This is a genomic window from Pseudomonas lundensis (assembly GCF_001042985.1).
GTDB lineage: Bacteria > Pseudomonadota > Gammaproteobacteria > Pseudomonadales > Pseudomonadaceae > Aquipseudomonas > Aquipseudomonas lundensis.
This window is the reverse complement of the sequence record NZ_JYKY01000029.1, coordinates 45,731-69,682: the sequence shown is the minus strand read 5'-3', so window position 1 is coordinate 69,682 and position 23,952 is coordinate 45,731. Positions and strand designations below refer to the sequence as shown.

Annotated in this window: 23 protein-coding genes; 10 read left to right on the top strand and 13 right to left on the bottom strand. The window is 59.7% G+C overall.

The genetic code is table 11. The features are described 5' to 3' along the window. Positions 1-402 precede the first annotated feature (402 nt). The 8 genes from TU74_RS19460 to exaC all read right to left on the bottom strand — a co-directional run bounded on the left by TU74_RS19460 (position 403) and on the right by exaC (position 9,113). Positions 403-1,158, bottom strand: a complete 756-nt coding sequence (locus tag TU74_RS19460) for a LexA family transcriptional regulator (RefSeq protein WP_048377390.1) — start codon at positions 1,156-1,158, stop codon at positions 403-405. 229 nt (positions 1,159-1,387) lie between these two features. Next, positions 1,388-1,915, bottom strand: a complete 528-nt coding sequence (gene ppa, locus TU74_RS19455) for an inorganic diphosphatase (protein WP_016779241.1) — start codon at positions 1,913-1,915, stop codon at positions 1,388-1,390. Between the two features lie 101 nt (positions 1,916-2,016). Continuing rightward, positions 2,017-2,829 (bottom strand): M90 family metallopeptidase, encoded by an 813-nt coding sequence (locus TU74_RS19450; RefSeq protein WP_048377389.1) that lies wholly within the window; start codon positions 2,827-2,829, stop codon positions 2,017-2,019. Positions 2,830-2,842: 13 nt separating this feature from the next. After that, positions 2,843-3,508, bottom strand: coding sequence for a DedA family protein (locus TU74_RS19445; protein ID WP_047283119.1), 666 nt, complete (start codon positions 3,506-3,508; stop codon positions 2,843-2,845). Positions 3,509-3,765: 257 nt separating this feature from the next. Beyond that, on the bottom strand, positions 3,766-4,581 hold the full coding sequence (gene eutC / locus TU74_RS19440; protein ID WP_162199725.1) for an ethanolamine ammonia-lyase subunit EutC: 816 nt from the start codon (positions 4,579-4,581) through the stop codon (positions 3,766-3,768). Then, positions 4,578-5,978 (bottom strand): ethanolamine ammonia-lyase subunit EutB, encoded by a 1,401-nt coding sequence (locus TU74_RS19435; RefSeq protein WP_048377388.1) that lies wholly within the window; start codon positions 5,976-5,978, stop codon positions 4,578-4,580. Before TU74_RS19435 ends, eutC begins: the two co-directional genes overlap by 4 nt. 52 nt (positions 5,979-6,030) lie before the next feature. Further along, positions 6,031-7,479: an ethanolamine permease gene (gene eat, locus TU74_RS19430; RefSeq protein ID WP_047274251.1), complete on the bottom strand. Its 1,449-nt coding sequence runs from the start codon at positions 7,477-7,479 to the stop codon at positions 6,031-6,033. A 113-nt stretch (positions 7,480-7,592) separates the two neighbouring features. After that, the gene (gene exaC, locus TU74_RS19425; protein ID WP_047295728.1) at positions 7,593-9,113 is read right to left on the bottom strand and encodes an acetaldehyde dehydrogenase ExaC; all 1,521 of its coding nucleotides are present in this window, start codon (positions 9,111-9,113) and stop codon (positions 7,593-7,595) included. Between the two features lie 345 nt (positions 9,114-9,458). On the opposite strand from exaC, the gene TU74_RS19420 reads away from it, so the two are divergent. Next, complete coding sequence (locus TU74_RS19420) at positions 9,459-11,345, top strand: sigma-54-dependent Fis family transcriptional regulator (RefSeq protein WP_048377387.1); 1,887 nt, start codon at positions 9,459-9,461, stop codon at positions 11,343-11,345. Positions 11,346-11,407: 62 nt separating this feature from the next. Here the strand turns inward: TU74_RS19420 and TU74_RS23200 are convergent, their stop codons facing one another. Then, on the bottom strand, positions 11,408-12,472 hold the full coding sequence (locus tag TU74_RS23200; RefSeq protein WP_082149900.1) for an RHS repeat-associated core domain-containing protein: 1,065 nt from the start codon (positions 12,470-12,472) through the stop codon (positions 11,408-11,410). 206 nt (positions 12,473-12,678) lie between these two features. On the opposite strand from TU74_RS23200, the gene mpl reads away from it, so the two are divergent. Genes mpl through TU74_RS19400 form a run of 3 tightly spaced genes read left to right on the top strand, consistent with a single transcriptional unit; the run spans position 12,679 to position 14,934 of the window. Then, entirely contained in the window at positions 12,679-14,028 is a 1,350-nt protein-coding gene (mpl, locus tag TU74_RS19410; RefSeq protein WP_048377386.1) for a UDP-N-acetylmuramate:L-alanyl-gamma-D-glutamyl-meso-diaminopimelate ligase, read from the top strand. Further along, on the top strand, positions 14,025-14,654 hold the full coding sequence (gene ubiX / locus TU74_RS19405; RefSeq protein ID WP_048377385.1) for a flavin prenyltransferase UbiX: 630 nt from the start codon (positions 14,025-14,027) through the stop codon (positions 14,652-14,654). The genes mpl and ubiX overlap by 4 nt, the downstream gene beginning before the upstream one ends. After that, complete coding sequence (locus tag TU74_RS19400; protein ID WP_048377384.1) at positions 14,647-14,934, top strand: YceK/YidQ family lipoprotein; 288 nt, start codon at positions 14,647-14,649, stop codon at positions 14,932-14,934. Before ubiX ends, TU74_RS19400 begins: the two co-directional genes overlap by 8 nt. A gap of 4 nt (positions 14,935-14,938) precedes the next feature. Here the strand turns inward: TU74_RS19400 and TU74_RS19395 are convergent, their stop codons facing one another. Together TU74_RS19395 and TU74_RS19390 are read right to left on the bottom strand one after the other, a co-directional pair. Beyond that, complete coding sequence (locus tag TU74_RS19395) at positions 14,939-15,580, bottom strand: oxidoreductase (protein WP_047273489.1); 642 nt, start codon at positions 15,578-15,580, stop codon at positions 14,939-14,941. 61 nt (positions 15,581-15,641) lie between these two features. Next, a complete protein-coding gene (locus TU74_RS19390) occupies positions 15,642-17,324 on the bottom strand; it encodes a C13 family peptidase (RefSeq protein WP_048377383.1) in 1,683 nt (560 codons plus the stop codon). Between the two features lie 170 nt (positions 17,325-17,494). Here TU74_RS19390 and TU74_RS19385 point away from each other — a divergent pair, with 170 nt between their 5' ends. Genes TU74_RS19385 through TU74_RS19375 form a run of 3 tightly spaced genes read left to right on the top strand, consistent with a single transcriptional unit; the run spans position 17,495 to position 19,183 of the window. Then, positions 17,495-17,857, top strand: a complete 363-nt coding sequence (locus TU74_RS19385) for a CidA/LrgA family protein (protein WP_047273491.1) — start codon at positions 17,495-17,497, stop codon at positions 17,855-17,857. Beyond that, entirely contained in the window at positions 17,854-18,570 is a 717-nt protein-coding gene (locus TU74_RS19380) for an LrgB family protein (protein WP_047273492.1), read from the top strand. The genes TU74_RS19385 and TU74_RS19380 overlap by 4 nt, the downstream gene beginning before the upstream one ends. 10 nt (positions 18,571-18,580) lie before the next feature. Beyond that, complete coding sequence (locus TU74_RS19375) at positions 18,581-19,183, top strand: LON peptidase substrate-binding domain-containing protein (RefSeq protein WP_047279131.1); 603 nt, start codon at positions 18,581-18,583, stop codon at positions 19,181-19,183. A gap of 21 nt (positions 19,184-19,204) precedes the next feature. Here TU74_RS19375 and TU74_RS19370 read toward each other — a convergent pair whose 3' ends face one another. Together TU74_RS19370 and TU74_RS19365 are read right to left on the bottom strand one after the other, a co-directional pair. Next, positions 19,205-20,521 carry a bifunctional DedA family/phosphatase PAP2 family protein gene (locus tag TU74_RS19370; RefSeq protein ID WP_047273494.1) on the bottom strand — a complete coding sequence of 439 codons (1,317 nt, stop codon included), beginning with the start codon at positions 20,519-20,521 and terminating at the stop codon, positions 19,205-19,207. 48 nt (positions 20,522-20,569) lie between these two features. Further along, positions 20,570-21,238 carry a DNA-3-methyladenine glycosylase gene (locus TU74_RS19365; RefSeq protein ID WP_082149901.1) on the bottom strand — a complete coding sequence of 223 codons (669 nt, stop codon included), beginning with the start codon at positions 21,236-21,238 and terminating at the stop codon, positions 20,570-20,572. 177 nt (positions 21,239-21,415) lie between these two features. Between TU74_RS19365 and TU74_RS19360 the strand changes: the two genes are divergently transcribed. From TU74_RS19360 to rsfS, 3 genes are all read left to right on the top strand, one after another. Further along, the gene (locus TU74_RS19360; RefSeq protein WP_048377381.1) at positions 21,416-22,687 is read left to right on the top strand and encodes a glutamate-5-semialdehyde dehydrogenase; all 1,272 of its coding nucleotides are present in this window, start codon (positions 21,416-21,418) and stop codon (positions 22,685-22,687) included. Between the two features lie 34 nt (positions 22,688-22,721). Continuing rightward, the gene (gene nadD, locus TU74_RS19355) at positions 22,722-23,378 is read left to right on the top strand and encodes a nicotinate-nucleotide adenylyltransferase (protein WP_047274255.1); all 657 of its coding nucleotides are present in this window, start codon (positions 22,722-22,724) and stop codon (positions 23,376-23,378) included. A gap of 71 nt (positions 23,379-23,449) precedes the next feature. After that, positions 23,450-23,944 carry a ribosome silencing factor gene (gene rsfS, locus TU74_RS19350; protein ID WP_047279125.1) on the top strand — a complete coding sequence of 165 codons (495 nt, stop codon included), beginning with the start codon at positions 23,450-23,452 and terminating at the stop codon, positions 23,942-23,944. Positions 23,945-23,952 lie beyond the last annotated feature (8 nt).

Here is a 23,952-nt window from a genome sequence, read left to right as displayed (position 1 = left end):
GGTAGAGGTACACTTTTTCGACTTTGGCGTCGGGTCGCATCATGATCTCAGGGCTCCTGAGAGAATCGGGAGCCCAGCATCTGGCATTAGCTTAGTGCTTTGAATGTGGGGTTCATGGAGCGGTTACGGTGCTTTAAGCGCGGGACGTAATCGGCGGGCATTAAAAAGCCGGCTTGTGGCCGGCTTCTCGGGGGAGGATGTGGTTTATTTTTGGTAAACCGTACCCACCTTCAATGTGGACATCCAGCGCAAAGGCATGTGGATGTGGACGCAGAGGCGTGTGGCCGTCTGGTCGTGCGAACCGCTCGCAGCGGTTGCAAAGTGTGCGGCGCAGCATACTCAACTTCGCGAAGGTTTCCCAGCTAAAACCGGTCCGGGTTTTCCGGCAGTGCGGGTGGTCCTTCAGTTGTCTTCAAGCGGGTGGGGCACGGCGGGCCTGCGGGTGTTGAGGGTCGACCACCAAAATACCCAGCCTAATATGCGGATATTCAAAGCCTGGATCTGTTCGGCCGAGTAGCGCTCGTCCGGGTATTCACTGAGGTTGTGGCTGCGCAGGCGCAGCCCGTCACCCGGCAGGCGGTAGGCGTATTGGATACGCAGCATGCCGTCCTGTTCGAGGGCGTAAATTTCGCCGTCGACGATGTGCGTGAGGCTGGTGTCGATGGCCAGGGTAGAACCGCTCTGTATTTTGTGCGTCATGCTGTTGCCAATCATGGGGACGCAAACGGCATGCTCCGGACTCACCTCCGCAGCCTGCAAGATCGAGTGGTCAAGGCGCACGTGGTGGTTGGGGATTTCCATGACACGTGTTCCGGCCCCATCGGGCGCTAACACTTCGTTATAGAACGCGATGCAGACATCGCTGGTGTCGGGTGACACGTTGGCGGATTTGAGGGGCATGGGTTGCGCTTCTGCTGATGCGCGCGTGGGTTCAGGCGCGCTTGGGCCTTTGGGGTGTTTTAAACCTTCCCCCGTGCGCAGCCAGCGACTGTTCACACACAAAAGCTCAGCGATTTCGTCAAGCCGAGCCATGGGGATGCCGCGCTTGAACCAGTTGTTGACGTGCTGCGGCGTAACGCGGCGATTGGCAGCGAAGTCCGAAGCGGATAAATGGCACTCCCTTAAGAGGAGTCTTAGACGATCACCGGATGTATTCATGCTGGCGGAGTTTACGGAGAAGAAGTCGCCGTTTAAATAAACTAAACGTTCAAAAAAGCACGTAAGAATCAGACGAATCGCCCTTTTCTAGAGGCTTTTCCTACGTTTAATGTGCGACTCATTTGTACGGGGTGAACACGCTGTTTTACCGTGTTTAAGCGGGCATAAAAAACCCCGGAAGACCGGGGTTTTCAAGTGTAGGCACTTGCCGAAGCCAGTGATTCAACACTTAGCCTTTGTAGGCAGCAACCGATTTGGTGATCTCGGCGCGAGCGGCTTCTGCGTCGCCCCAACCTTCGATTTTCACCCACTTGCCTTTTTCGAGGTCTTTGTAGTTCTCGAAGAAGTGCTGGATCTGCTGGATCAGCAGAGGTGGCAGGTCGGTGTACTCTTTAACGTCCACGTACAGCTGGGACAGCTTGTCGTGAGGCACTGCAACCACTTTGGCATCGCCGCCGCCGTCGTCAGTCATGTGCAGGATGCCGACCGGGCGAGCACGGATAACCGAACCGGGTGCAACCGGGTAAGGGGTCACGACCAGCACGTCGAGCGGGTCACCGTCGTCGGCCAGGGTGTTCGGGATAAAGCCGTAGTTGGCCGGGTAGAACATCGGGGTGGCCATGAAGCGGTCAACGAACAGGCAATCGCTGTCTTTGTCGATTTCATATTTGATCGGCGCGTGGTTAGCCGGAATCTCGATAGCGACGTAGATGTCATTCGGCAGGTCTTTGCCAGCCGGAATCTTGCTGTAGCTCATTGGGCGGTGCCCCCGTTAGTAGGCCAGTTTGCTTGGCCGATTTGGCCAAAAAGTGGCGGCGATTATAGGCGTATTCCTGCAACGACGTCACGCTTGGGCGATCAGTGCTGTGCGCGGTATCCGACATGTTCACGCTGAAGCATTTGTAAGCGGGTCAATGGATCCTGACGATAAAACAGGCTCAGTTGCTGGTAAACCCGTGGGTAGGCCTGATGCAGCAGATCGGGTGCGCTGAAGAAATACTCGCTGATGACAGCAAAGAACTCCGCCGGGTTTTCGGCCGCATACGGGTCGATGGGCGCGTGATCGGGGTTGTGGTGATCGAGGTAATGGTTGAGGTGGTCGTAGGCCGCTTGCATGGCGTGGGACCAGTCGCTGACGTTCATGCTGCTGTGCAGGGGCGGCATGCCATTGGCGGCGCCGTTGAGCATGTCGAGTTTGTGTGCCAGCTCATGAATCACCAGGTTGTAACCTTCCCAGCCACCGCTCGACAGCACGCCCGGCCAGGCCAGCACCACCGGGCCATGCTCCCAGGCTTCGCCGCTGTGATGCCCTTCCCATTCGTGCTCCACACCACTGGCGTCGCGGTGACGCTGCGGGCTGACGAAATCGTCGGGGTAGAGCACGATTTCGTGAAAGCCCTGATACCAGTCCAGCTCACCCAGGTTCAGCAGCGGCAATTGCGCTTGCGCGGCCAGCAGCAGCCGGCCGACCTCGGTGAGTTCAACCCCGGGCATCGGCGTCAGGTGTTTGTCCTGCAAGAACAGCACGCTGTGCTCACGCAGCCAGGTGTCTTGTTTGTCATCCAGACCATCGAGGATGCTCAGGTGTTGGCGCACCTCATGCCAGGCCTCCGGGGCGACCGGGTGCTGGGCAAGTATCCTCTGGCGTCTCCATTCGCTCAGTGACCACATGGGCTTGTCTCGATCAGGCTTTGGAAGGTGTGCGCCCCAGACGGCTGCGCACCACACCCACAATCATCGGCACCAGTGACAGCAGGATGATGCCCACCACCAGCAACGACAGGTTTTTCTTGATGAACGGTACATTGCCGAAGAAGTAACCCAGGGTCACCAGGCCGCCAACCCACAGGATGGTACCGAATACGCTAAAGCCGAAAAAGCGCGGGTAGGGCATGCGTGCCACACCGGCAACAAACGGAGCGAAGGTTCGGAAAATTGGTAAGAAACGCGCCATAGTGACTGTTTTTCCGCCGTGGCGGTCATAGAAGTCGTGGGTTTTTTGCAGGTAGTCGCGGCGGAAAATTTTCGAGTTCGGATTGCTGAACAGCCTTTCTCCTGCCGTTCGTCCTATGACGTAGTTGGTACTGTCACCCAAAATGGCTGCCAACATCAAAAGACCTCCCAACAATACGGGGTCAAGTCCTACACCTGCCGCGGTTGCAGGTGCCGCCGATAGAGCGCCCGCGATGAAGAGCAGTGAGTCTCCAGGTAAAAAAGGCATTACGACTAAGCCGGTTTCGCAAAAAATAACCAAGAACAGGATGGCGTAGATCCACACTCCGTAATTATTCACCAGCTGATTTAAATACACATCGAGGTGCAAAATAATCTCGACCGGGTTGATATCCATGTAAAGCACCTGTGTTGATGACCCGGCTCAGCAGGTCTGTGCGGGGAAAAAGGTAATGAACTACAGAGGGTGTAGTTTTTTCGTACATTTTGAACCGGACGGATTATACGGATTGAAGCAACTTCTGCTTCTAGAGTTTGTAGCGAAGCGTGTATTGGGGACAGATTTTTTTTGAGGCCCCGTAGCGACTGTCGATGCCCGCTTTGCGCGGCTCGACAGTGACTACAGGTCAACAGGGTAGCGACAAATCGCCGGATTTATTGATCGCTGAGTAGGAAATTTTGGCGGGGCGTGTCCGTTTCCACTGTCTGAACCTGCGCTTCGTCCTTCAAGTTCACGCCCGACAACTGCCGACGGCAGGCTTCACGCATCAGATACGCCAGCCGATGAGCGGCCATGCCGTAGCTGAGCCCTTCGAGCCGCACGTTGGAAATACAGTTGCGGTAGGCGTCGGTCAGCCCGACCTTGGGCGCGTAGGTGAAATACAGGCCCAGGCTGTCCGGCGAGCTGAGCCCCGGCCGTTCGCCAATCAGCATCACCACCATTTTGGCGCCGAGCAGCTCGCCGATTTCATCCGCCACCGCCACCCGGCCTTGTTCCACCAGCACCACCGGCGACATCGACCAGCCGTCGCTGGCGATGTGCTCCTCCATGCGTGCCAGAAAAGGCAGGGTGTGCCGGTGGACTGCCAGCGCGGAAAGGCCGTCCGCCACCACCACCGCCACGTCGACACCGCCGGGGTTGGCGTGCGTGTAATCGCGCAAAATCTGCGCTGAGGTGTCGTGAAGCTTGCGCCCGAGGTCAGGGCGTTGCAGGTAGCTATGACGATCGGCCGCCGCGCTGTGCAGCAACAGACTGTCACGCCCGCGCTCGCTCAGTTGAGCGCTCAAGCTCGCATGATCGAAAGGCAAATGCACTGCATCGCGCGCTTGCGCGTGAGCAAACTGGAAGTCTAGCTGGGCGTGGGTCGGCAGGCTGGTGCCGGTGCGGCCCAGCGCAATGCGTGCAGGCGTCAGGTGGCGCAGTGCCAGCCAAGGGTTTGTGCTGTCGTTGGGTGTGTGGGCCATGTTCAACGACCTCCCAAATGGGCCAGCGCCTGACGGAATGCCGGTGGCAGTTGATGACCGAATTCAATGCGGCCATCGCGCTGGGTGAAAATACCGACCTTGCTCAGCCATTGCTCAAACTCGGGCGCCGGTTTGAGGCCCAGCGTCTTGCGCGCATACAGGGCGTCATGGAACGAGGTGGTCTGGTAGTTGAGCATGATGTCGTCCGAGCCCGGAATGCCCATGATGAAGTTGATCCCGGCCACGCCGAGCAAGGTCAACAGGGTGTCCATGTCGTCCTGATCCGCTTCGGCGTGGTTGGTGTAGCAGATGTCGCACCCCATCGGCACCCCGAGCAGCTTGCCGCAGAAATGGTCCTCAAGTCCGGCGCGGATAATCTGCTTGCCGTTGTACAGGTACTCGGGGCCGATGAAGCCGACCACGGTGTTAACCAAAAACGGTTTGAAATGCCGCGCCACCGCATAGGCGCGGGTTTCGCAGGTTTGTTGATCGACGCCGGCGTGCGCGTTGGCCGACAGTGCGCTGCCCTGGCCTGTCTCGAAATACATCAGGTTGTTACCCAATGTGCCGCGTTTGAGGCTCAGCCCGGCGTCATAGCCTTCTTGCAGGATATTCAGGTTGATGCCGAAACTGGCGTTGGCCGCCTCGGTGCCAGCAATGGACTGAAACACCAGATCCAGTGGCACGCCGCGGTTGATCGCTTCAATAGAGGTGGTGACGTGGGTCAGCACGCAGGATTGAGTGGGGATCTCGTACCGCTGAATGATCGCGTCCAGCATCTTCAGCAGGTCGCAGATCGAGGCAATGCTGTCGGTGGCCGGGTTGATGCCAATCATGGCATCGCCATTGCCGTAAAGCAGGCCGTCGAGAATGCTCGCGGCGATCCCGGCCGGGTCATCGGTGGGGTGGTTGGGTTGCAGGCGCGTTGACAGGCGGCCGTGCAGGCCTAGCGTGCCGCGAAAGCGGGTGATGACGCGGATCTTCTGCGCCACCAGAATCAGGTCCTGAACGCGCATGATCTTCGACACGGCGGCTGCCATTTCTGGCGTCAGCCCCGGCGCAAGGGCGCGCAAGCTGTGTTCCTCGGCGGCGTCGCTGAGCAGCCAGTCACGAAACCCGCCGACGGTCAGGTGGCTGACCCCGCTGAAAGCCTGGGCGTCGTGGCTGTCGATAATCAGCCGCGTGACCTCATCGGTCTCGTAAGGAATCAGCGCTTCGTGCAGGAAATGCGTGAGCGGGATGTCGGCCAGTGCCATTTGTGCCGCGACCCGCTCGCCATCGTTTTGCGCGGCCACGCCCGCCAGGAAATCGCCGGAGCGTGCCGGGCTGGCCTTGGCCATCACCTCTTTGAGGCTGTCAAAGCGGTAAGTCTGCGTACCTACCGCATGGGAAAACGTTGCCATACAGGGTGCTCCTTGACGCCAGACGCGGGGCGTCTGGCGGGCTACTCAGCGATCAGTGCAAGGTTTCTTCGGCTTTCTGGATGGCCGCGAATTCCTCTTCAGGTGTACCGGCGACCAAGTGATGCCGACTGTAGAACGCAAAATAGGCAATTAATACGCCATAGATCACGGCCGCACCAATCACCACCCGCGGATCGACCAGGAAACCGGCGACCACCGCCACGCACGCCAGCACCAGTGCGACGCCGGAGGTGAAAATGCCGCCCGGTGTGCGGTACGGACGCTCCATTTTGGGGCGACGAATGCGCAGGGTGATGTGCGCGGCCATCATCAACACGTAGGAAATGGTCGCCCCGAACACGGCCACCAGAATCAGCAGATCGCCTTGTCCGGTGAGTGACAGGCCAAACCCGATGATGCCGGGGATGATCAGGGCCAGTACCGGTGCTTTGCTTTTGTTGGTTTCGGACAGTTTGCGTGGCAGATAGCCTGCACGGGACAGGGCGAAGATCTGACGCGAATAGGCGTAAATGATCGAGAAGAAACTGGCGATCAAACCGGCCAGCCCGACCAGATTGACGAAACCGCCCATCCAGGTGGAACCGCCATAGGACTTGCTCAAGGCTTCCACCAACGGGTTGCCCGAGGCCATCAAATGATGCGCCCCGGCACCGCCCGGCCCGATGACCAGGATCATCAGCGCGAACGTCACCAGCACCAGCATGGCGCCGATCAGGCCGCGCGGCAGGTCGCGTTTGGGGTTCTTGGTTTCTTCGGCGGCCAGCGGCACGCCTTCGACGGCGAGGAAAAACCAGATCGCATACGGGATGGCGGCCCACACGCCCACATAACCGAACGGCAGGAACGGGCTGGCGCCTTTGGCCTCGGTCACCGGGATGTCCAGCAGGTTGGCAACGCTGAAGTGCGGCACCATCGACACCAGAAACACGCCCAGGGCAATGGCGGCCACGGCGGTAATGATGAACATCAGCTTGAGCGCTTCACCGACCCCAAAAATGTGGATGCCGATGAAGATGATGTAAAACGCCAGATAGATCATCCAGCCGCCAATCCCGAACAGCGACTCGCAATAAGCGCCGATAAACACGGCAATGGCGGCCGGGGCAATGGCGTACTCGATGAGGATTGCCGTGCCGGTCAGGAACCCGCCCCACGGGCCGAATGCACTGCGGGCAAAGCCGTAGCCGCCGCCCGCTGTGGGGATCATTGACGACAACTCGGCCAGCGAGAAACACATGCACAAGTACATAGTGGCCATCAGCAAGGTGGCGAGGAACATTCCGCCCCAGCCGCCTTGGGCCAGACCGAAGTTCCAGCCGGCATAGTCGCCGGAGATCACATACGCCACGCCCAGTCCTACCAGCAGAACCCAGCCGGCGGCGCCTTTTTTCAGTTCGCGTTGTTGAAAGTAATCGGAGCCGACTTTTTCGAAGTCGACCGAAGAGGGGGCCGCTGCGGCGGCGATGGGTTCGCTAGGCATGTGCATTCACCTGTTCTTTATTGTTTGGAAAATTTGACAGGGTGTGAAGCAAGAGAAGGGCCAACCTGCAAGTCTGCAGGAGCGAGGCTCGCTCGCTCCTGCAGATCAGGCCGTTAGAAGAAGCCCAACGGGTTGATGTCGTAACTCACCAGCAGGTTTTTGGTCTGCTGATAATGGTCGAGCATCATCTTGTGGGTTTCACGGCCAACGCCGGACTTCTTGTAGCCACCGAACGCGGCGTGTGCCGGGTAGAGGTGATAGCAGTTGGTCCAGACGCGGCCTGCCTTGATCGCCCGGCCCATGCGGTAGGCGCGGTTGATGTCGCGGGTCCACAGCCCGGCGCCCAGGCCGAACTCGGTGTCATTGGCGATGGCCAATGCTTCGGCTTCGTCCTTGAAGGTGGTGATGCTGACCACCGGGCCAAAGATTTCTTCCTGGAATACGCGCATTTTGTTGGTGCCCTTGAGCAGGGTTGGCTGGATGTAATAGCCAGTGGCCAGATCCCCTTCGAGTTTGGCCACAGCGCCACCGGTCAGCAATTGCGCGCCTTCGTTTTTGGCGATTTCAAGGTAGGACAGGATCTTGTCAAATTGCTGCTCGGAGGCTTGTGCGCCGACCATGGTGTCGGTGTCCAACGGGTCACCACGCTTGATCGCCTCGACTTTCTTCATCACGACTTTCATGAATTCGTCGTAGATCGACTCTTGCACCAGTGCGCGCGACGGGCAGGTGCAGACTTCGCCCTGGTTGAAGAACGCCAGCACCAGGCCTTCAGCGGCCTTCTCAATGAAGGAGGGTTCGGCCTGCATGATGTCTTCGAAGAAGATGTTCGGCGATTTGCCGCCCAATTCAACGGTAGAAGGAATGATGTTTTCAGCGGCACATTTCATGATGTGCGCGCCCACGGGGGTCGAACCGGTGAACGCGATTTTGGCAATGCGCTTGCTGGTGGCCAGCGCTTCGCCTGCTTCCTTGCCGAAGCCTTGAACCACGTTCAGCACGCCCGGCGGCAGCAGGTCGCCAATCAGCTCCATCAGCACGCTGATGCTCAGCGGTGTTTGTTCGGCAGGCTTGAGCACGATGCAGTTACCGGCTGCCAGCGCCGGGGCGAGTTTCCAGGCGGCCATCAGCAGCGGGAAGTTCCACGGGATGATCTGCCCGACCACGCCCAGCGGTTCGTGGATGTGGTAGGCCACGGTGTTGCCGTCAATCTCGGCGGCGCTGCCTTCCTGGGCGCGGATGCACCCGGCGTAGTACCGGAAGTGGTCGGCTGCCAGCGGCACGTCGGCGTTCAGGGTTTCGCGCACGGCCTTGCCGTTGTCCCAGGTTTCGGTGACGGCCAGCAGTTCAAGGTTTTGTTCGATACGGTCGGCGATTTTCAGCAACACCAGCGAGCGCGCTTGCACCGACGTCGCGCCCCACGCATCCGCGGCGGCGTGGGCGGCGTCGAGGGCTTTTTCGATGTCTTCTGCGGTCGAGCGCGGGAACTGGGCAATGGGTTTGCCGTTTACCGGTGAGGTATTAGTGAAATATTGACCTTTGACGGGAGCCACGAATTCGCCGCCGATGTAGTTACCGTATTGGCTCTTGAACGAGACGATCGAGCCTTCAGTACCGGGTTGTGCATAACGCATGGTGAATGTCTCCTGGCTTTTTTGTGCTTATGGGAGGACGCGCTCGGGCGCTGCCCTAAGCCGGAGCAAAGGCCGGGCCAGATTCCCTTGAGTGCTCTAAAACGGGGCTTTCGGGCGCTCCCGTCATGGCGCGGGACGTCTGTCTGTGACATGGCTGGTACAGTCGGGGTGACACTGTGTGCCAAAAACGGTACAGCGCATGACCAGTCAGTCAGATGGCGATTGCAATGCTTTGGACGCAAGAGGATGCTGGGGGCTCGGTTTGGACTGGTACTCGGGCGCAGCACGTGGGGCATTTGCCCTGTACACGCCGAGACCGCCGAGACAGAGCGGAGAATAATAAAAATGCACAGTGCAGATATCAGTCGGCACGCCCGACAAGTCATCGATGTCACGCAGGGCCGTCCTCAGGGATGCGACCCGTCCATCGTTCGCTCCTGGCAACGCTGCCTGGAGGATTACCATCTCGACCCCGCACACACTGTCGCCCCGACGGTGCTGGAACACGGCCGCATCCTGGAAGGGCGCGAGCGTTTGCAGCAGGTGTTGCACATTGCCACTCACGAAATGAACAGCCTGCATCAACAATTATCGGGCGCCGGTCATGCCGTCCTGCTGACCGATGCCCGGGGCGTGATCCTGAACTGCGTGACCGCGCCCACAGAGCGCACGGTGTTCGAACGCGCAGGGTTATGGCTGGGGGCTGACTGGAGTGAAGCCCGTGAAGGCACCAACGGTATCGGCACGTGCCTGGTGGAGCGACAGGCGCTGACCATTCATCAGGACGAGCACTTTCGCGGCCGTCACACCGGCCTGACCTGTTCGGCCAGCCCGGTGTTTGACCCGCAGGGCGAGTTGCTGGCCGTGCTGGACGTGTCCTCGGCCCGCCACGACGTGTCGCGCCAAAGCCAGTTCCACACCATGGCGCTGGTCAATTTGTCGGCGAAAATCATCGAAAGCAGTTACTTCTTGCGTCATTTTGAAGACCAATGGCTGCTGCGTTTTCACCTCCAGGCGCAGTCAGTAGGGCTGTTCAGCGAAGGCATGCTGGCGTTCGATGGCGAGGGCGTGATTGTTGCGGTCAACCAGAGCGCCTTGAACCTGTTGGGCCATGTGCGCGGCGGGTTGGTGGGGCAACTCATTGATCAGGTATTTGATTGCCCGCGCGACGAACTCTTCGCCCGCGCCAGCCCGCAGGCCAGCGCCAGTTGGCCGCTCTGCACCCGCGATGGACGCTATTTATTCGCCGCATTGCGGGGCCAGGCGCGCGCTCAACCCGCGCCAGTCAGCGTTCAACCTGACCCCGCACCCGCGCGCCTGAGCGGGATCTGCCTGGGTGATGACGCGTTGCACACCGATTTTCGCCGGGCGCTGCGGGTCTTCGAGCGCGACGTACCGTTGTTGGTCAATGGTGAAACGGGCTCGGGCAAAGAAGCCTTCGCCAAAGCGGTGCATCTGGCCAGCTTGCGCACCGACCAACCCTTTGTGGCGCTCAACTGCGCGGCGATTCCTGAAAGCCTGATTGAAAGTGAATTGTTCGGCTATCGCGGCGGCAGTTTTACCGGTGCCCGCAAGGAAGGCATGCAGGGCAAGTTGCAACAGGCCGATGGCGGAACGTTGTTTCTCGATGAGATCGGCGACATGCCGCTGGCCATGCAGACCCGTTTGCTGCGTGTGCTTGAAGACCGTCTGGTGGTGCCGATCGGTGGTGAGCCGCAAGCCGTCAACGTGCGCATCATCAGCGCCACCCATCGCAATTTGCTGGAACGCGTGGAGCAGGGCAGCTTTCGCGAAGACCTGTACTACCGGCTCAACGGGCTGGAAATCGCCTTGCCCGCCTTGCGTGATCGCAGTGACAAGTCGCAGCTGCTCGATTTTCTGCTGGCGCAGGAGGCGGGGCCGGAGCGGTTGGAGATCGACCCTCAGGCCCGTCAGGCGCTGCTTGATTTCAGTTGGCCGGGCAACGTCCGCCAATTGCGTAACGTGTTGCGTACCTTGGCGGCGTTATGTGAAGACGGGCGTATCAGGTTGCAGGACCTGCCCGCCAATCTGCGCAAGGCGCTACCCAAAGAACCTGAGGCGTCTGAACACCCGCTCGATGAAGCCGAGAAAATGGCCTTGCTGATGGCGCTGGAGTTGCATCGCTGGCACATGACGCATACCGCCCTGCAACTGGGGGTCAGCCGCAATACGCTGTACAGAAAGCTGCGCAAGCATGGGATTGAGCGCTGAAGGCCAAAGTGCTCGTTTTGCATGAGCGAGCACTTTTAGGGTGTATTGAATGGGTTGTTGTTTTACCTCATTCGAAGTTCTCGATTGATAACAACTGGCAAGTGTTTGGCAGAGGGTAGTTTGATCAATTTGATGTGGGGGTGGATCTTGTCCTTTAATACAATGTCATTATTTTTTTCAATGAGTTCAATAAGGTTTTTGTAAGTTGGATTCTTGGAGGGGGTGGCAAAAGTGAAGTGTTGGTCAATGCCATGAATTTTGTCTTTTGGGTTTTTTAAATACACGGCAACGACGCTTCCGGTTTTTCTTTTGGCCCGTGAGAGTGCAAGTTTATTAGCATAGAGTCTAGCGACCTCTGGTTTGCGAGTGACATAGAAGCCACGGCCAAATACTTCTCTGCCGCTGCGTGTTGGTACATAGTTGTTATTTAAACCCTGGCTGATCAGTTGGTTTATTTGCTCGTCGCTAGCTCCGTGGTAACCAATAAGCACGCTGCCGTCCTCTAAAACTTGCTTTACCGGTTCGCTGGTTTTTTTGCTAGCGCCTTTGAATGCTTTGAAAAAAGAACGGAAAAAATGACTGATGGCATTGGTTGCTTCGGGGTCAATAAGGTTTATTGGATCTCCTGTGCAGTAGGTGTAGCTGTTAATGCCGCCTCTCTCAAATGGGCTTAAAAGATCGGGTGAATTAAATCTCATCAATACAGGGTTGTATGCCCTGCGCCCCCTTCCCAGTAAATAGTGGCCGGTTACAACGTCTTGACGTTCCCCGGTGTAGCCCAGTAGAGAAACTGAATTGATGTTGTCAGGGCTAAAGCCATACGCCGTGTAGGCGTGCTGCTCGTGGTCAAGTTCGGCTCTTGCTACGAGAGGGGAGTTTTGGGCGTCACAAGCGAGTAGTACAGTGTCTTTGATTCCGTTGTGCGCACGGTGCTGTGCTATCACTCTGTTTTCGCCCATCACTCTCATTAGCGTAGAACTTGTAGAGCCTTGAACTTCCGTCGCAAGCCTATTATCGGCATACAGGTATGTCGTAGTGTTGGGTTCGGATGGAAACGATTGGGTGAGTAATCGATTCAATGGGTCATAGCGATACTGACACGCAACAGCTTTATGTGAATTCTTCATGCGGCCCACCTCCTTGTTTTTCCCTTCTGATTGTCCAAGGCTGACTAGGTTAACGGTACTAGCAGAAGTGATAGGTCTATCACGCCGAGAGGGGGCGGAGGGATTGAAAAACTGTCGAAGCGCTTTTTCTGCAGGGCCCGTTCAGCTAGTGAGTGCGAAAAACAGTGCTCTACGCTACCCTTCGCCGATGATTTTCGAGGTCGACTATGCACATTCATATTCTTGGTATTTGCGGCACATTCATGGGTTCGCTGGCGGTTTTGGCCAAAGAACTGGGCCATCACGTGACAGGCTCCGACGCGAACGTCTATCCGCCGATGAGCACCCAGCTGCAAGCTCAAGGCATTGAGTTGACCCAAGGCTACGACCCCACCCAGCTGGACCCCGCGCCTGATGTGGTGGTGATCGGCAATGCGCTGTCGCGTGGTAATCCGGCGGTCGAATACGTGCTCAACAAGGGGCTGCCGTATGTGTCCGGGCCGCAATGGCTGGCCGATCACGTGCTGCAAGGCCGCTGGGTGCTGGCGGTGGCCGGGACTCACGGCAAAACCACCACCAGCAGCATGCTGGCCTGGGTGCTGGAACATGCCGGCATGGCGCCGGGCTTCCTGATCGGCGGCGTGCCGCAAAACTTTGCCGTGTCGGCGCGGTTGGGCGACACGCCGTTTTTCGTGGTCGAGGCCGATGAGTACGACAGCGCCTTCTTCGACAAACGCTCCAAGTTTGTGCATTACCGCCCGCGGACCGCGATTCTCAACAATCTTGAGTTCGATCACGCGGACATCTTCCCCGACCTGCCTGCGATTGAGCGGCAATTTCACCATTTAGTGCGCACGATCCCCAGCGAAGGCCTGGTGATTCACCCGACCACTGAACCTGCCTTGCAGCGGGTGATTGACATGGGCTGCTGGACCCCGGTGCAAACCACGGGCGAAGGGGGTCAATGGCAAGCCCGCCTGTTGAGCGACGACGGTTCGCGCTTTGACGTGCTGTTCGAGGGCGTGGTTCAGGGCACTGTCGAGTGGGACATGACCGGCCAGCATAACGTCGCCAATGCCTTGGCCACGCTGGCGGCTGCCCGCCATGTCGGGGTGGTGCCGAGCATGGCGATTGATGGCCTGAGCGCCTTCAAAAGCGTGAAGCGCCGAATGGAAAAAGTGGCCGAGGTGAAGGGCGTCACGATTTATGACGACTTCGCTCACCACCCGACCGCCATTGCCACCACGCTGGACGGGTTGCGCAAGCGTATCGGCGATGCCCCGTTGGTGGCGATCATTGAACCGCGTTCCAACTCCATGAAACTGGGTGCCCACCGGGATGGCCTGCCGCAGAGCGTGGTCCAGGCCGATCACGTGGTCTGGTATGCACCGGCCAATCTGGGCTGGGATCTGGCGGCAACGGTTGCATCGAGCCCTGTGTCGACCCGGGTCTGCGACTCGCTGGACGCCATCATCGCCGACGTCAAAACCCGCGTTAAGCCCGGCACCCACGTGGTGATCATGAGTAACGGCGGCTTTGGCGGGCTACACGGCAAGCTGGCGGACGCGCTGCAATGAGTGGCCCGGAACGCATCACCCTGGCCGTGACCGGTGCATCGGGCATGCCTTACGCATTGCGTTTGCTCGATTGCTTGGTGCGCGAAGACCGCGAGGTTCACTTCCTGATTTCCAAGGCCGCACAGTTGGTCATGGCGACTGAAACCGACGTTAACCTGCCGGCCAAGCCGCAGGCCATGCAGACGTTTCTGACCGAATACACCGGAGCGGCTGCCGGGCAGATCCGTGTGTACGGCAAGGAAGACTGGATGTCACCGGTGGCGTCGGGTTCCGGCGCGCCGGCCGCGATGGTGGTGGTGCCGTGTTCCACGGGCACGCTGTCGGCCATTGCCACGGGCGCGTGTAACAACCTGGTCGAGCGGGCGGCGGACGTGACGCTCAAAGAGCGTCGCCAGTTGATTCTGGTGCCGCGCGAAGCGCCGTACTCCAGTATTCATCTGGAAAACATGCTCAAGCTGTCGAACATGGGCGCCATCATCTTGCCCGCGTCGCCGGGTTTCTATCATCAGCCGCAGACCATCGATGATCTGGTCGATTTTATGGTCGCGCGCATTCTTAACCTGCTCAATATCCCGCAGGACATGCTCCCGCGCTGGGGCGAGCATCATGTGGGCGGCGATGAGTAAGGCGCTGCTGGGCGTGTTGATGCTCCTGCACATTGCCGGTTGCGCCAGCGTTCGCACGCTGGACGCCGCCAAGCCGGGGGCGCCGGTGGTGTATTCGGGTACGCGGCTCGATTGGTATGCGTTGCAAGGCGGGTGCTGTGCGCAAGACCGCTTTGGCGCCCAGCCCCCGCGTTATCCGGGGCTGGACCTGCCTGCCAGCGCCTTGCTGGATACGCTTTTGTTGCCGTTGTCGGTGTTGACCGTGCTGGGGGTCGGCGTCCAGGCCAACGGGGGGCTGTAACGGGTTACTTGCCCAGTTTTCTCAGTTCGTCGGACTCAATCACTCGCACGCCTTGCTGATCTTCAAGCGCCAGTCGCCACAGTGCCCGGGCCAGTTCGCAGGCTTCAATGCCGTGGTATTTGCCGGGGATCAATTTTGAAAAAAGACCTGCAATTTTCTCTGCCGGGCGTTCTTCCAGGCGTTCGCCGATGAGCAGAGATGGGCGGGCGATGGTCAACTGAGGCCAGTCCTGCGCTCGCAAGGATTGCTCCATCTCACCTTTGACCCGGTTGTAGAAAATGGATGACTCTGGGTCTGCGCCAATGGCGCTGATGACGATCAAATGCCTGGCGCCCATCTCACGCGCGCGTTTGGCGAAGGCCACGACCATGTCGTGGTCCACGGCGCGAAAGGCTTCTTCGGAACCGGCCTGTTTGATAGTGGTGCCCAGGCAGCAGAACGCGACATCGACCGGGCCGCTGAGTTGCGGCAGAAACACGGCGGGGTCGCCCACCGGGTTTTCCAGGTGCGGATGGTCGGCCAGAGGTTTGCGCGAGGGGGCGAGTACGCGTTCTACCGTCGGTTCGTTAAGCAAACGGTCGAGCAACAGTTCACCGGTCAGGCCGGTGGCACCCGCAAGCAGGATGTGCTGAGGCGTCAGGTACATGCGAATTCTCCCTTGATACATTCAGCTTAGTCACTCGCGGCGTCCATGCTGTTCCATCGGATTAATGCAACGCTTGCCGGGCTTGTTGCTCGCGCAGGCGCTGCCAGTGGTTCAAGACGCCTTTCGGTGCCCAGAGTTGAGGTGCTGAAGCATCGAAGTTATCGGCCTGTTCGCGCTCGGCAACGTATTGTTTCGCCAGGGTGAACGCCTGCTGCAGGTCGTCGGTCTGGTTCAGGGCCTGCGCGAACAGGGCATTGCCGAAGTAAGTGAAGTCGGCTTCTTCCGAACAGCCAAACGACACTTTGTCCGCTTCGGAGGCGGTCATGATCAAGGTTCTTTCATCCTTGAGCGCCGGGATGAACCCGCCCGAGTAGCAGGCAGAAATCACAATGATCTTGTCGCGATGCTTCAAAGGGGCAAGCGCGGCGGCCAAGTCGTCGGCGGGCAGGTCAGCCAGTTCAAGGCGCGGCTGGTCGAGCACCAGTTCATGGTCGTGGGTGCCGTGGCTGGTCAGGTAGATGAACACCAGGTCTTCCGGGCCCGTGCGCTCGGCCAGGGTCTTGGCGGCGCGGTGCAGGTTTTCGCGGGTGGCCATGGGGCGATCCATCAAGTGGTCGCGATGGTTGACCAGGCTGATGTTGCCGCGGCTGCCGAAACGGCTGGTGAGCATGTCGCTGACGTAATCAGCTTCACGCAGAAAGACGCTTTGCTTGCCGTCCCCCCCCAGCACCAGGCTGTACAGCTCGACGGCCGGGGTGGAGTGTGGAACCGCTTTGAGGGCCCGGTCGAGCAGCGCGCCCTGATTGAGCAGGCCCAGCTCAAGCGGATCCGGGAGCAGTTCGCCTTTTTCGTCGCGCACGCGCAGCCCATTGATCCAGTAGCCTTTCTCTACCGTGCCGTCGCTCAGGGTCAGGGTGCCATAGCCCTGATACGTGTCGTTGGCAAAGTCACCGACATAGCGGCTGCCATCGGCCATGTCGAGCTGGCCGGGACCATTGAAGCGCCACTCATTGAATTGACCGCGATAGTGGCTGCCGTCAACGCCGATGAACTCGCCCTGGCCCGTCAGGGCGCCGTCCTTGAACTCGCCGATCCACACGTCGCCGTCAGCGTTTTCGAAGCGGCCCTTGCCGTTGAGCTGGTTGTCTTTGAACTCGCCTTCGTATTGATCCCCTTCGGCGCTGTTGAAAATGCCAGTGCCTTCGAGCTGACCATTGACGAACGTGCCCGTGAATTCGTTGCCACTGGCATCGCTGCGCTTGCCTTCACCATGGGGTTTGCCCTGGGCGAACTGGCCCTGATACTCGCTGCCGTCTTCCAGTTCGAGGTGGCCGAAGCCGGAAAACTGGTCATCCTTGAAAGCGCCGCGATAGCTCATGCCGCCTTGTTTGAGGGTGCCTTCACCTTCGCGGCGACCTTGCTTGAAGCCGCCGACGTACTCGCTGTCGTGGGTGGTCAGGTTGCCTTGCCCGTTCCACAGGCCACCCTCGAATTTGCCGCGGTAGACGTCGCCATTGCTGGCATGCCATTCCCCCTGGCCCTGATACACGCCATTGCTGAATTCGCCCGCGTACCAAGTGCCGTTCGGGTAGTCGATGCGGCCCTGGCCCTGCAATAGCCCGTTGACCACTTCACCGCGATAGCGCCCGCCATCGGGCAGGCGAGCGTCCGGGGGCAACAGCGAGTCGCCGTCGCCGCAGGCCGTCAGCAGCAAAGTCAGAGCAAGGGGTACAAATGGGCGCATGGCAGGATCCGGAAAGTTAGGCCACCGAGTATGCCGCAGCAATGGAAGCCGCTCTATAGGGCGACATGAAACATCCTGAGATATTCACGCGCCGCTCTTGCCTTTAGCCAAGCCAGTGCGTGTTGAGCGTGCTTATAATGCTGCGCAAAAAAGATCGCTGGAGACGAGAGATGTTGTTACGCGGCCTGACCTGGCTGGTGCTGTTTCAATTGCTCGGCACTGCCCTCAATCATTTGTTCATCCCTGTGTTGCCCGGCCCGATCATCGGGTTGTTGCTGCTGTTGGCCTTCCTGATCGTGCGCGGCCAGGTTGGCGAGCCCTTGAGCCAGGCGGCCAGCGGTCTGTTGCGCTACCTGCCGTTGTTGCTGGTGCCGCCCGCCGTGGGGGTGATGGTCTACGCCAGTGACATCGCCGCCGATTTTTGGGCGATTGTCGGCGCGCTGGTGCTGTCGCTGCTGTTGTCGATGGCGTTCGTGGGCGTGCTGATGCAGCGCTTGCTCAAGCGTCATCAGTCTGCGGAGGAACGGCCATGACCCTGGAATGGCAAGGCGCCTGGCAAGCCGTGATCCACCATCCGCTGTTCGGCATTGGCATCACCCTGGGCGCTTACCAACTGGTGCTGGCGGCGTTCGAAAAAACCCGCTGGATTTTCCTGCAACCGGTTTTGGCCTCGATGCTGCTGGTGATCGGCGTGCTGCTCAGTTGCGGCCTGAGCTACGACGAGTACCGCAAAAGCACCGACATCCTGAGCATCCTGTTGGGCCCCGCCACGGTGGCGCTGGCCGTGCCGCTGTACCTGAATTTGCGAAGAATCCGCCAACTGTTCTGGCCCATCTTTACTACGCTGGTGATTGGGGGCGTGTTTGCGACCGGCCTGGTGGTGTTGCTGGGTTGGTGGTTCGGCACTGAGCACATGGTGCTGATGACCCTGGCGCCCAAGTCGGTGACCTCGCCGATTGCCATGCTGGTGGCTGAACAAATCGGCGGTGTCGCCGCGTTGGCGGCCGTGTTTGTGCTGATTACCGGGGTCATTGGTGCGATTGTCGGGCCGGGCCTGCTGAGCCTGTTGCAGGTTCACAGTGCCGAAGCGCGGGGCATGGCGCTGGGCATGACGGCTCACGCAGTCGGGACCTCAGTGGCCTTGCAGGAAGGCGAAGAGTGCGGCGCTTTTGCGGCGTTGGCGATGAGTTTAATGGGTGTGGGCACGGCGGTCTTTTTACCGCTGGCCGTCAGCCTTGTGGTGTAAGGACGTAGACATGACATTGCCGTTGTTTCCTCTCAAGACTGTGCTCTTTCCCGGTTGTGTACTGGATCTGCAAATTTTTGAGGCGCGATACCTCGACATGATTGCCCGCTGCATGAAGCAGGGCACCGGTTTTGGGGTGGTGTGCATTCTGGAGGGCAGTGAAGTGGGCGACGCCCCCGACGACATTGCGCCGATCGGGTGTGAAGCGCTGATCCGCGACTTTCAGCAACAGGAGAATGGCCTGTTGGGCATACGGGTCGAAGGCGGACGACGCTTTGGGGTGCTGAGTGCAGAACGCCAGCGTGACCAGTTGCTGGTAGCGGAGGTTGAGTGGCTGGACGAAATCCCCGAGCAACCGCTTGAAGAGGAAGATCAGGATTTGCTGGCGCTGCTCAAGGCGCTGGCCGAGCACCCGATGGTGGCGGCCCTGAACATGAACACCGAAGTCGAGGGGCAGCAGTCGCTGGCCAATCAACTGGCCTATTTGCTGCCTTTTGCCGAGGAGGACAAGTTACAACTGCTGCAAGTCGATGACCCGCAGCAGCGTCTGGATGGCATTCAGGTGCTGCTGGACGAAATGCAGGGCGATTCTCAGGGCGAAACCCTCAATTGATCCTCGCCCCACGCGGCGGTGTTAGTACGCGTAGCGCAGCAGCTCTTTGGACATGTGCGCCAGCATGAAAAAGCCATACAGCGCCGTGCTGGCGGGCAAAATCAGCCACCAGACTTTCTGCGGGACGGGGCTCAGCGGCATGAAGCGTTGGCACAGCGCCAGTCCAAACGCATTGACCGTGATCGCCAGTAGCGCGCCCGCCATGATGTCAGTTGGCCAGTGAGCGCCGAGGTACACCCGCGACATGGCGACCGTGATCGCCAGCAGGCAGCCCAGTAGCACCCACGTGATGCGCATGCGCTGAGGTTGCTCGCGCCCGGCCAGAATTGCCAGCGCGACAAAGAACGCAAACGCGCCGGAGCTATGGCCGCTGGGCATGCTGTAACTGGTCAGCGGATCCACCAACACGTCAGGGCGCACCCTGGCGAAGAACAGCTTGGTGAAAGTGTTGGCCAGCGCAGTGAACAGCGTCACCCCGCCGAAAAAAATCATCGCGCGCCATTGCCGGGTCAGCAGCAGGATGATGCACACCAGCGCCGCCGCCAGAAACTGGGTGCGGAAGTTGCCGATCTGCGTCACCAGCACGGCGGCCATGTCCATGGCGCTGCTGCGATGCTCTTGCACCAGTGCAGAAATGCCCTGATCCAGAGCCGTCATGTATGGGTAGCCGATGAACACCGCCAGCAGCAGCACCAGGCTCAGGGCGCCGATCAGCAAGGTTGCTTTGGATTGGCGCCGAATGCTGGCGTTGATGCTCAGCCCCAGCAACCCCGCCAGCCCGACCGCGACAATCGCCGCTTGGGGCCAGAAGCCTTCAGGTAATGGCAAGCGGATCGCGGCGCCGGTCGCCCAACCAGGCAGCAGGTACGCCACCGACCAGCCGATGCCGGCCAGCAGGCTGACCCCGATAAAGCGCGGGACGGGCATGTCGCACATCCCTGCGACCATGGGCAGCATGGGCCGTAGCGGGCCGATGAAACGCCCCACAAGCAGGCTGACGATGCCGTACTTGTGGAAGTAACTTTCGGCGCCGTTCATCCACTCGGGGTGGGTGCGCAATAAAGGCAAGCGCCGAATGTTTTGATGAAAGCGTCTGCCCAGCGCATAAGACACGACATCCCCGAGCAGTCCGCCGAGAAACCCCAGCAGCAAGGTTTCGCCCAATGACAAGGCACCGCTGCCCGCCATGACGGCGATTGCAAACAGCAGCACGGTGCCCGGCACAATAATCCCGGCAATGGCCAGGCATTCAACGCACGCCACAATAAACACCGCAAGGCCCAGCCACTGCGGGTTGGCTGTCAGCCAGCCAGTTACGCTATCGAGCCATGGGCCCATGTTTCAATTTCCTTTTGATCGTCGGTTAAATCGTTCGGGCAGTGGCAATCACGGGTGATCCAGGATCACGTAGTCCTTGCCTTCAACCTGGCCGCGTCGCAGCGGGTTACGCGTGCAATACGCAGCGTAGTCAGCGTCGACAAAGCGGTACATCAGGTGTTCATCGCGCCCGTGGGGGATGCCCAGGCGTGTGGTTTGAATCACCTGCGAGGGTTGTTGTGCGACGTCATCGACCCGTAAACGTTCGGGGTCGAAACATTTTGCATCCCATTCAGGCACTTTCAGCCCCAGCGCCTTGCACAGCAATGTTTGCCCGGCGCAGAGCTTGCGCTCGGGTCGCGGGCGGCCCTGCGTGTCGGGATTGTTGCGCTGCATGAGCGCCATGCTGTGCGGGCCGGACAGCTCGTCGACCCACGGGTAGGCCGATTTGATCAGGACGGCATTGCCCGGGCCGTGGGCGCTGAAGTTCAACGAGTCGCCGCCGCGAGCGTAGTACATATAAATGTGCCCGCCATCGAGAAACAGCGCCTTGCGCTTTTCGGTGTAACCCAGTGAGGCGTGACTGCCTTTGTCGACGCAGTAATAGGCTTCGGTTTCGATAATCCGCGCACTGAGCCACAGGTCGTTAACCCGGTGACGAATGACTTTGCCCAATAGTTCGCGGGCAACGCGTTGGGCATCACGGTCGAAAAAGGCATCCGGCAGCATCGTAGGCATCTTCAGGGCTATCACATCAGTGGCGCAAAGGGCGCAGATCATAGCAAGACCTGCTTAATCCGCGCTGAACGCTGTGTATTTGCAGTCCATTTCGACCATCCGCCTGCCACCGCTGTGCGTGAGGCGGCTTGACCGCTATAATCGGCCGCTTTCCTCTCTGCCAAGACCATTGAGACCATGACTGAGTCCGTTCTTGACTACATGACCCGTTTGGGTCGCGCTGCCCGTGAAGCTTCCCGTGTGATTGGCCGTGCCAGCACCGGGCAAAAAAACCGTGCCTTGCTGGCGGCTGCCGCTGCATTGGACGCTGCGCGACCGGAACTCACCGCCGCCAATGAGCAGGATCTGGCGGCGGGCCGGGCCAATGGTCTTGAGCCCGCCATGCTGGAGCGTCTGGCCCTGACCCCGGCGCGCATTGACGGCATGATCGTCGGTCTGCGTCAGGTGGCCAGCCTGCCGGACCCGGTCGGCGCCATTCGTGACATGAGCTACCGCCCTTCGGGAATCCAGGTGGGCAAGATGCGCGTGCCGCTGGGCGTGGTTGGCATCATCTATGAGTCGCGTCCCAACGTGACCATCGACGCCGCGAGCCTGTGCCTGAAGTCCGGCAATGCCACCATTTTGCGCGGAGGCTCCGAAGCCATTCACTCCAATCGGGCGATTGCCGCCTGTATCCAGCGAGGTCTGGCCGAGGCCGGGCTGCCGCCGGCGGTGGTGCAAGTGGTTGAAGTGACCGACCGCGCGGCTGTCGGCGCGTTGATTACCATGCCCGAATACGTGGACGTGATCGTCCCCCGTGGCGGCAAAGGCTTGATCGAACGTGTCAGCCGTGATGCGCGGGTGCCGGTGATCAAGCACCTGGACGGCATTTGCCATGTGTACGTCAGTGCTCATGCCGACCTGCCCAAGGCCCGGCGCATTGCGTTCAACGCCAAGACCTATCGCTACGGTATTTGCGGGGCGATGGAAACGTTGCTGGTGGATCAGGCCGTCGCGGCAGTTTTTTTGCCTGCCATGGCCGAGGAGTTCCGCGCCAAGGGTGTCGAGTTGCGCGGGTGTGAGCGTACTCAAGCGCTGATCGATGTGGTACCGGCCACTGAAGACGACTGGCACACCGAATACCTGGACGCGATTCTGTCGATCCGTATTGTCGACGGGCTGGACGCGGCCATTGAGCACATCAATCACTACGGCTCCCATCACACCGACTCGATTGTCACCGAACATCAGGGCGACGCCCGGCGTTTCATGGCCGAAGTGGACTCCAGTTCGGTCATGCTCAACACCCCGACCTGCTTCGCCGATGGATTTGAATACGGATTGGGTGCGGAGATTGGCATTTCTACTGATAAGCTGCACGCCCGCGGTCCGGTGGGTCTCGAAGGTCTGACCTGCGAGAAGTACATTGTGGTCGGTGACGGACAGCTGCGCGGTCAGGAGCCGGTCTGACTTGATCGACCTTGAAGCGGCAGTGGAGGCACCGATGAACGACGCGTTACCCCGGCGCATAGGTGTGTTGGGTGGAACCTTCGATCCGGTGCACATCGGGCATTTGCGCGGCGGGCTGGAAGTGGCAGAGATGATGGGGCTCGACGAGCTGCGTCTGACGCCCAATGCCAGGCCGCCTCACCGTGACACGCCGCACGTGTCTGCTCACGACCGTCTGGCGATGGTCGAGTGCGCCGTCGAAGGTGTGGCTACGCTGGTGGTGGACGCCCGGGAACTGCAACGGGACAAACCGTCCTACACCATCGACACCCTGGAACTGATGCGGGCCGAGCTGGCCGCGCAGGACCAGTTGTTTTTATTGCTGGGTTGGGACGCGTTTTGCGGCCTGCCTACATGGCACCGCTGGGAAGAGTTGCTCCAGCATTGCCATATCCTGGTGCTACAGCGCCCGGATGCCGACAGCGAACCGCCGGATGCCTTGCGCAACCTGCTGGCAGCGCGCTCGGTAAGCGACCCGCTGGCCCTGAAAGGGTCGAGCGGACAGATTGCATTCGTCTGGCAGACACCGCTCGCGGTTTCCGCCACCCAGATCCGTCAACTGCTGGCCAGCGGTAAGTCGGTACGTTTCCTGGTGCCCGACGCGGTCCTGGCCTACATCGATGCGCACGGACTGTACCGTGCGTCGAACTGAAAAGGCGTGTTTCAAGGCGCGATAACAACGTGTATTGAAACACCCGAACATACGAGCAAAACGAGTTTTATATGACCAACAAAGATGTAAGCAAAGTTAAGCGCAAAGGCACGTTCAAGAGCGCCCCTCTGCCGGAAAAAGCCCAACCGACCGAAATCCTGAAAGGCGAAGAGCTGGTCAAGGTGGCGGTGACTGCCCTGGAAGACGTCAAGGCCCAGGACATTCAAGTCATCGACGTGCGCGACAAGCACAGCATCACTGACTTCATGATCATCGCCACCGGTACTTCGAACCGTCAAATCGGTGCGATGCTGGACAAGGTCCGCGAAGCGGTCAAAGCGCTGGGCGTCAAGCCGTTGGGCGAAGAAGGCAAGGGCGACAGCGACTGGGTTCTGCTGGACATGGACGACGTGATCGTTCACATGATGACCGCCAGTGCGCGTCAGTTCTACGACCTGGAGCGTCTGTGGGCCGGTGCTGAGCAAAGCCGTGCAGGCAGCGCTGCTCACCACAGCCCGGAAAACACCCACGAGCATTTCCTCAAGCTCAACAAAGACCAAGAGTAAGGGTTAGC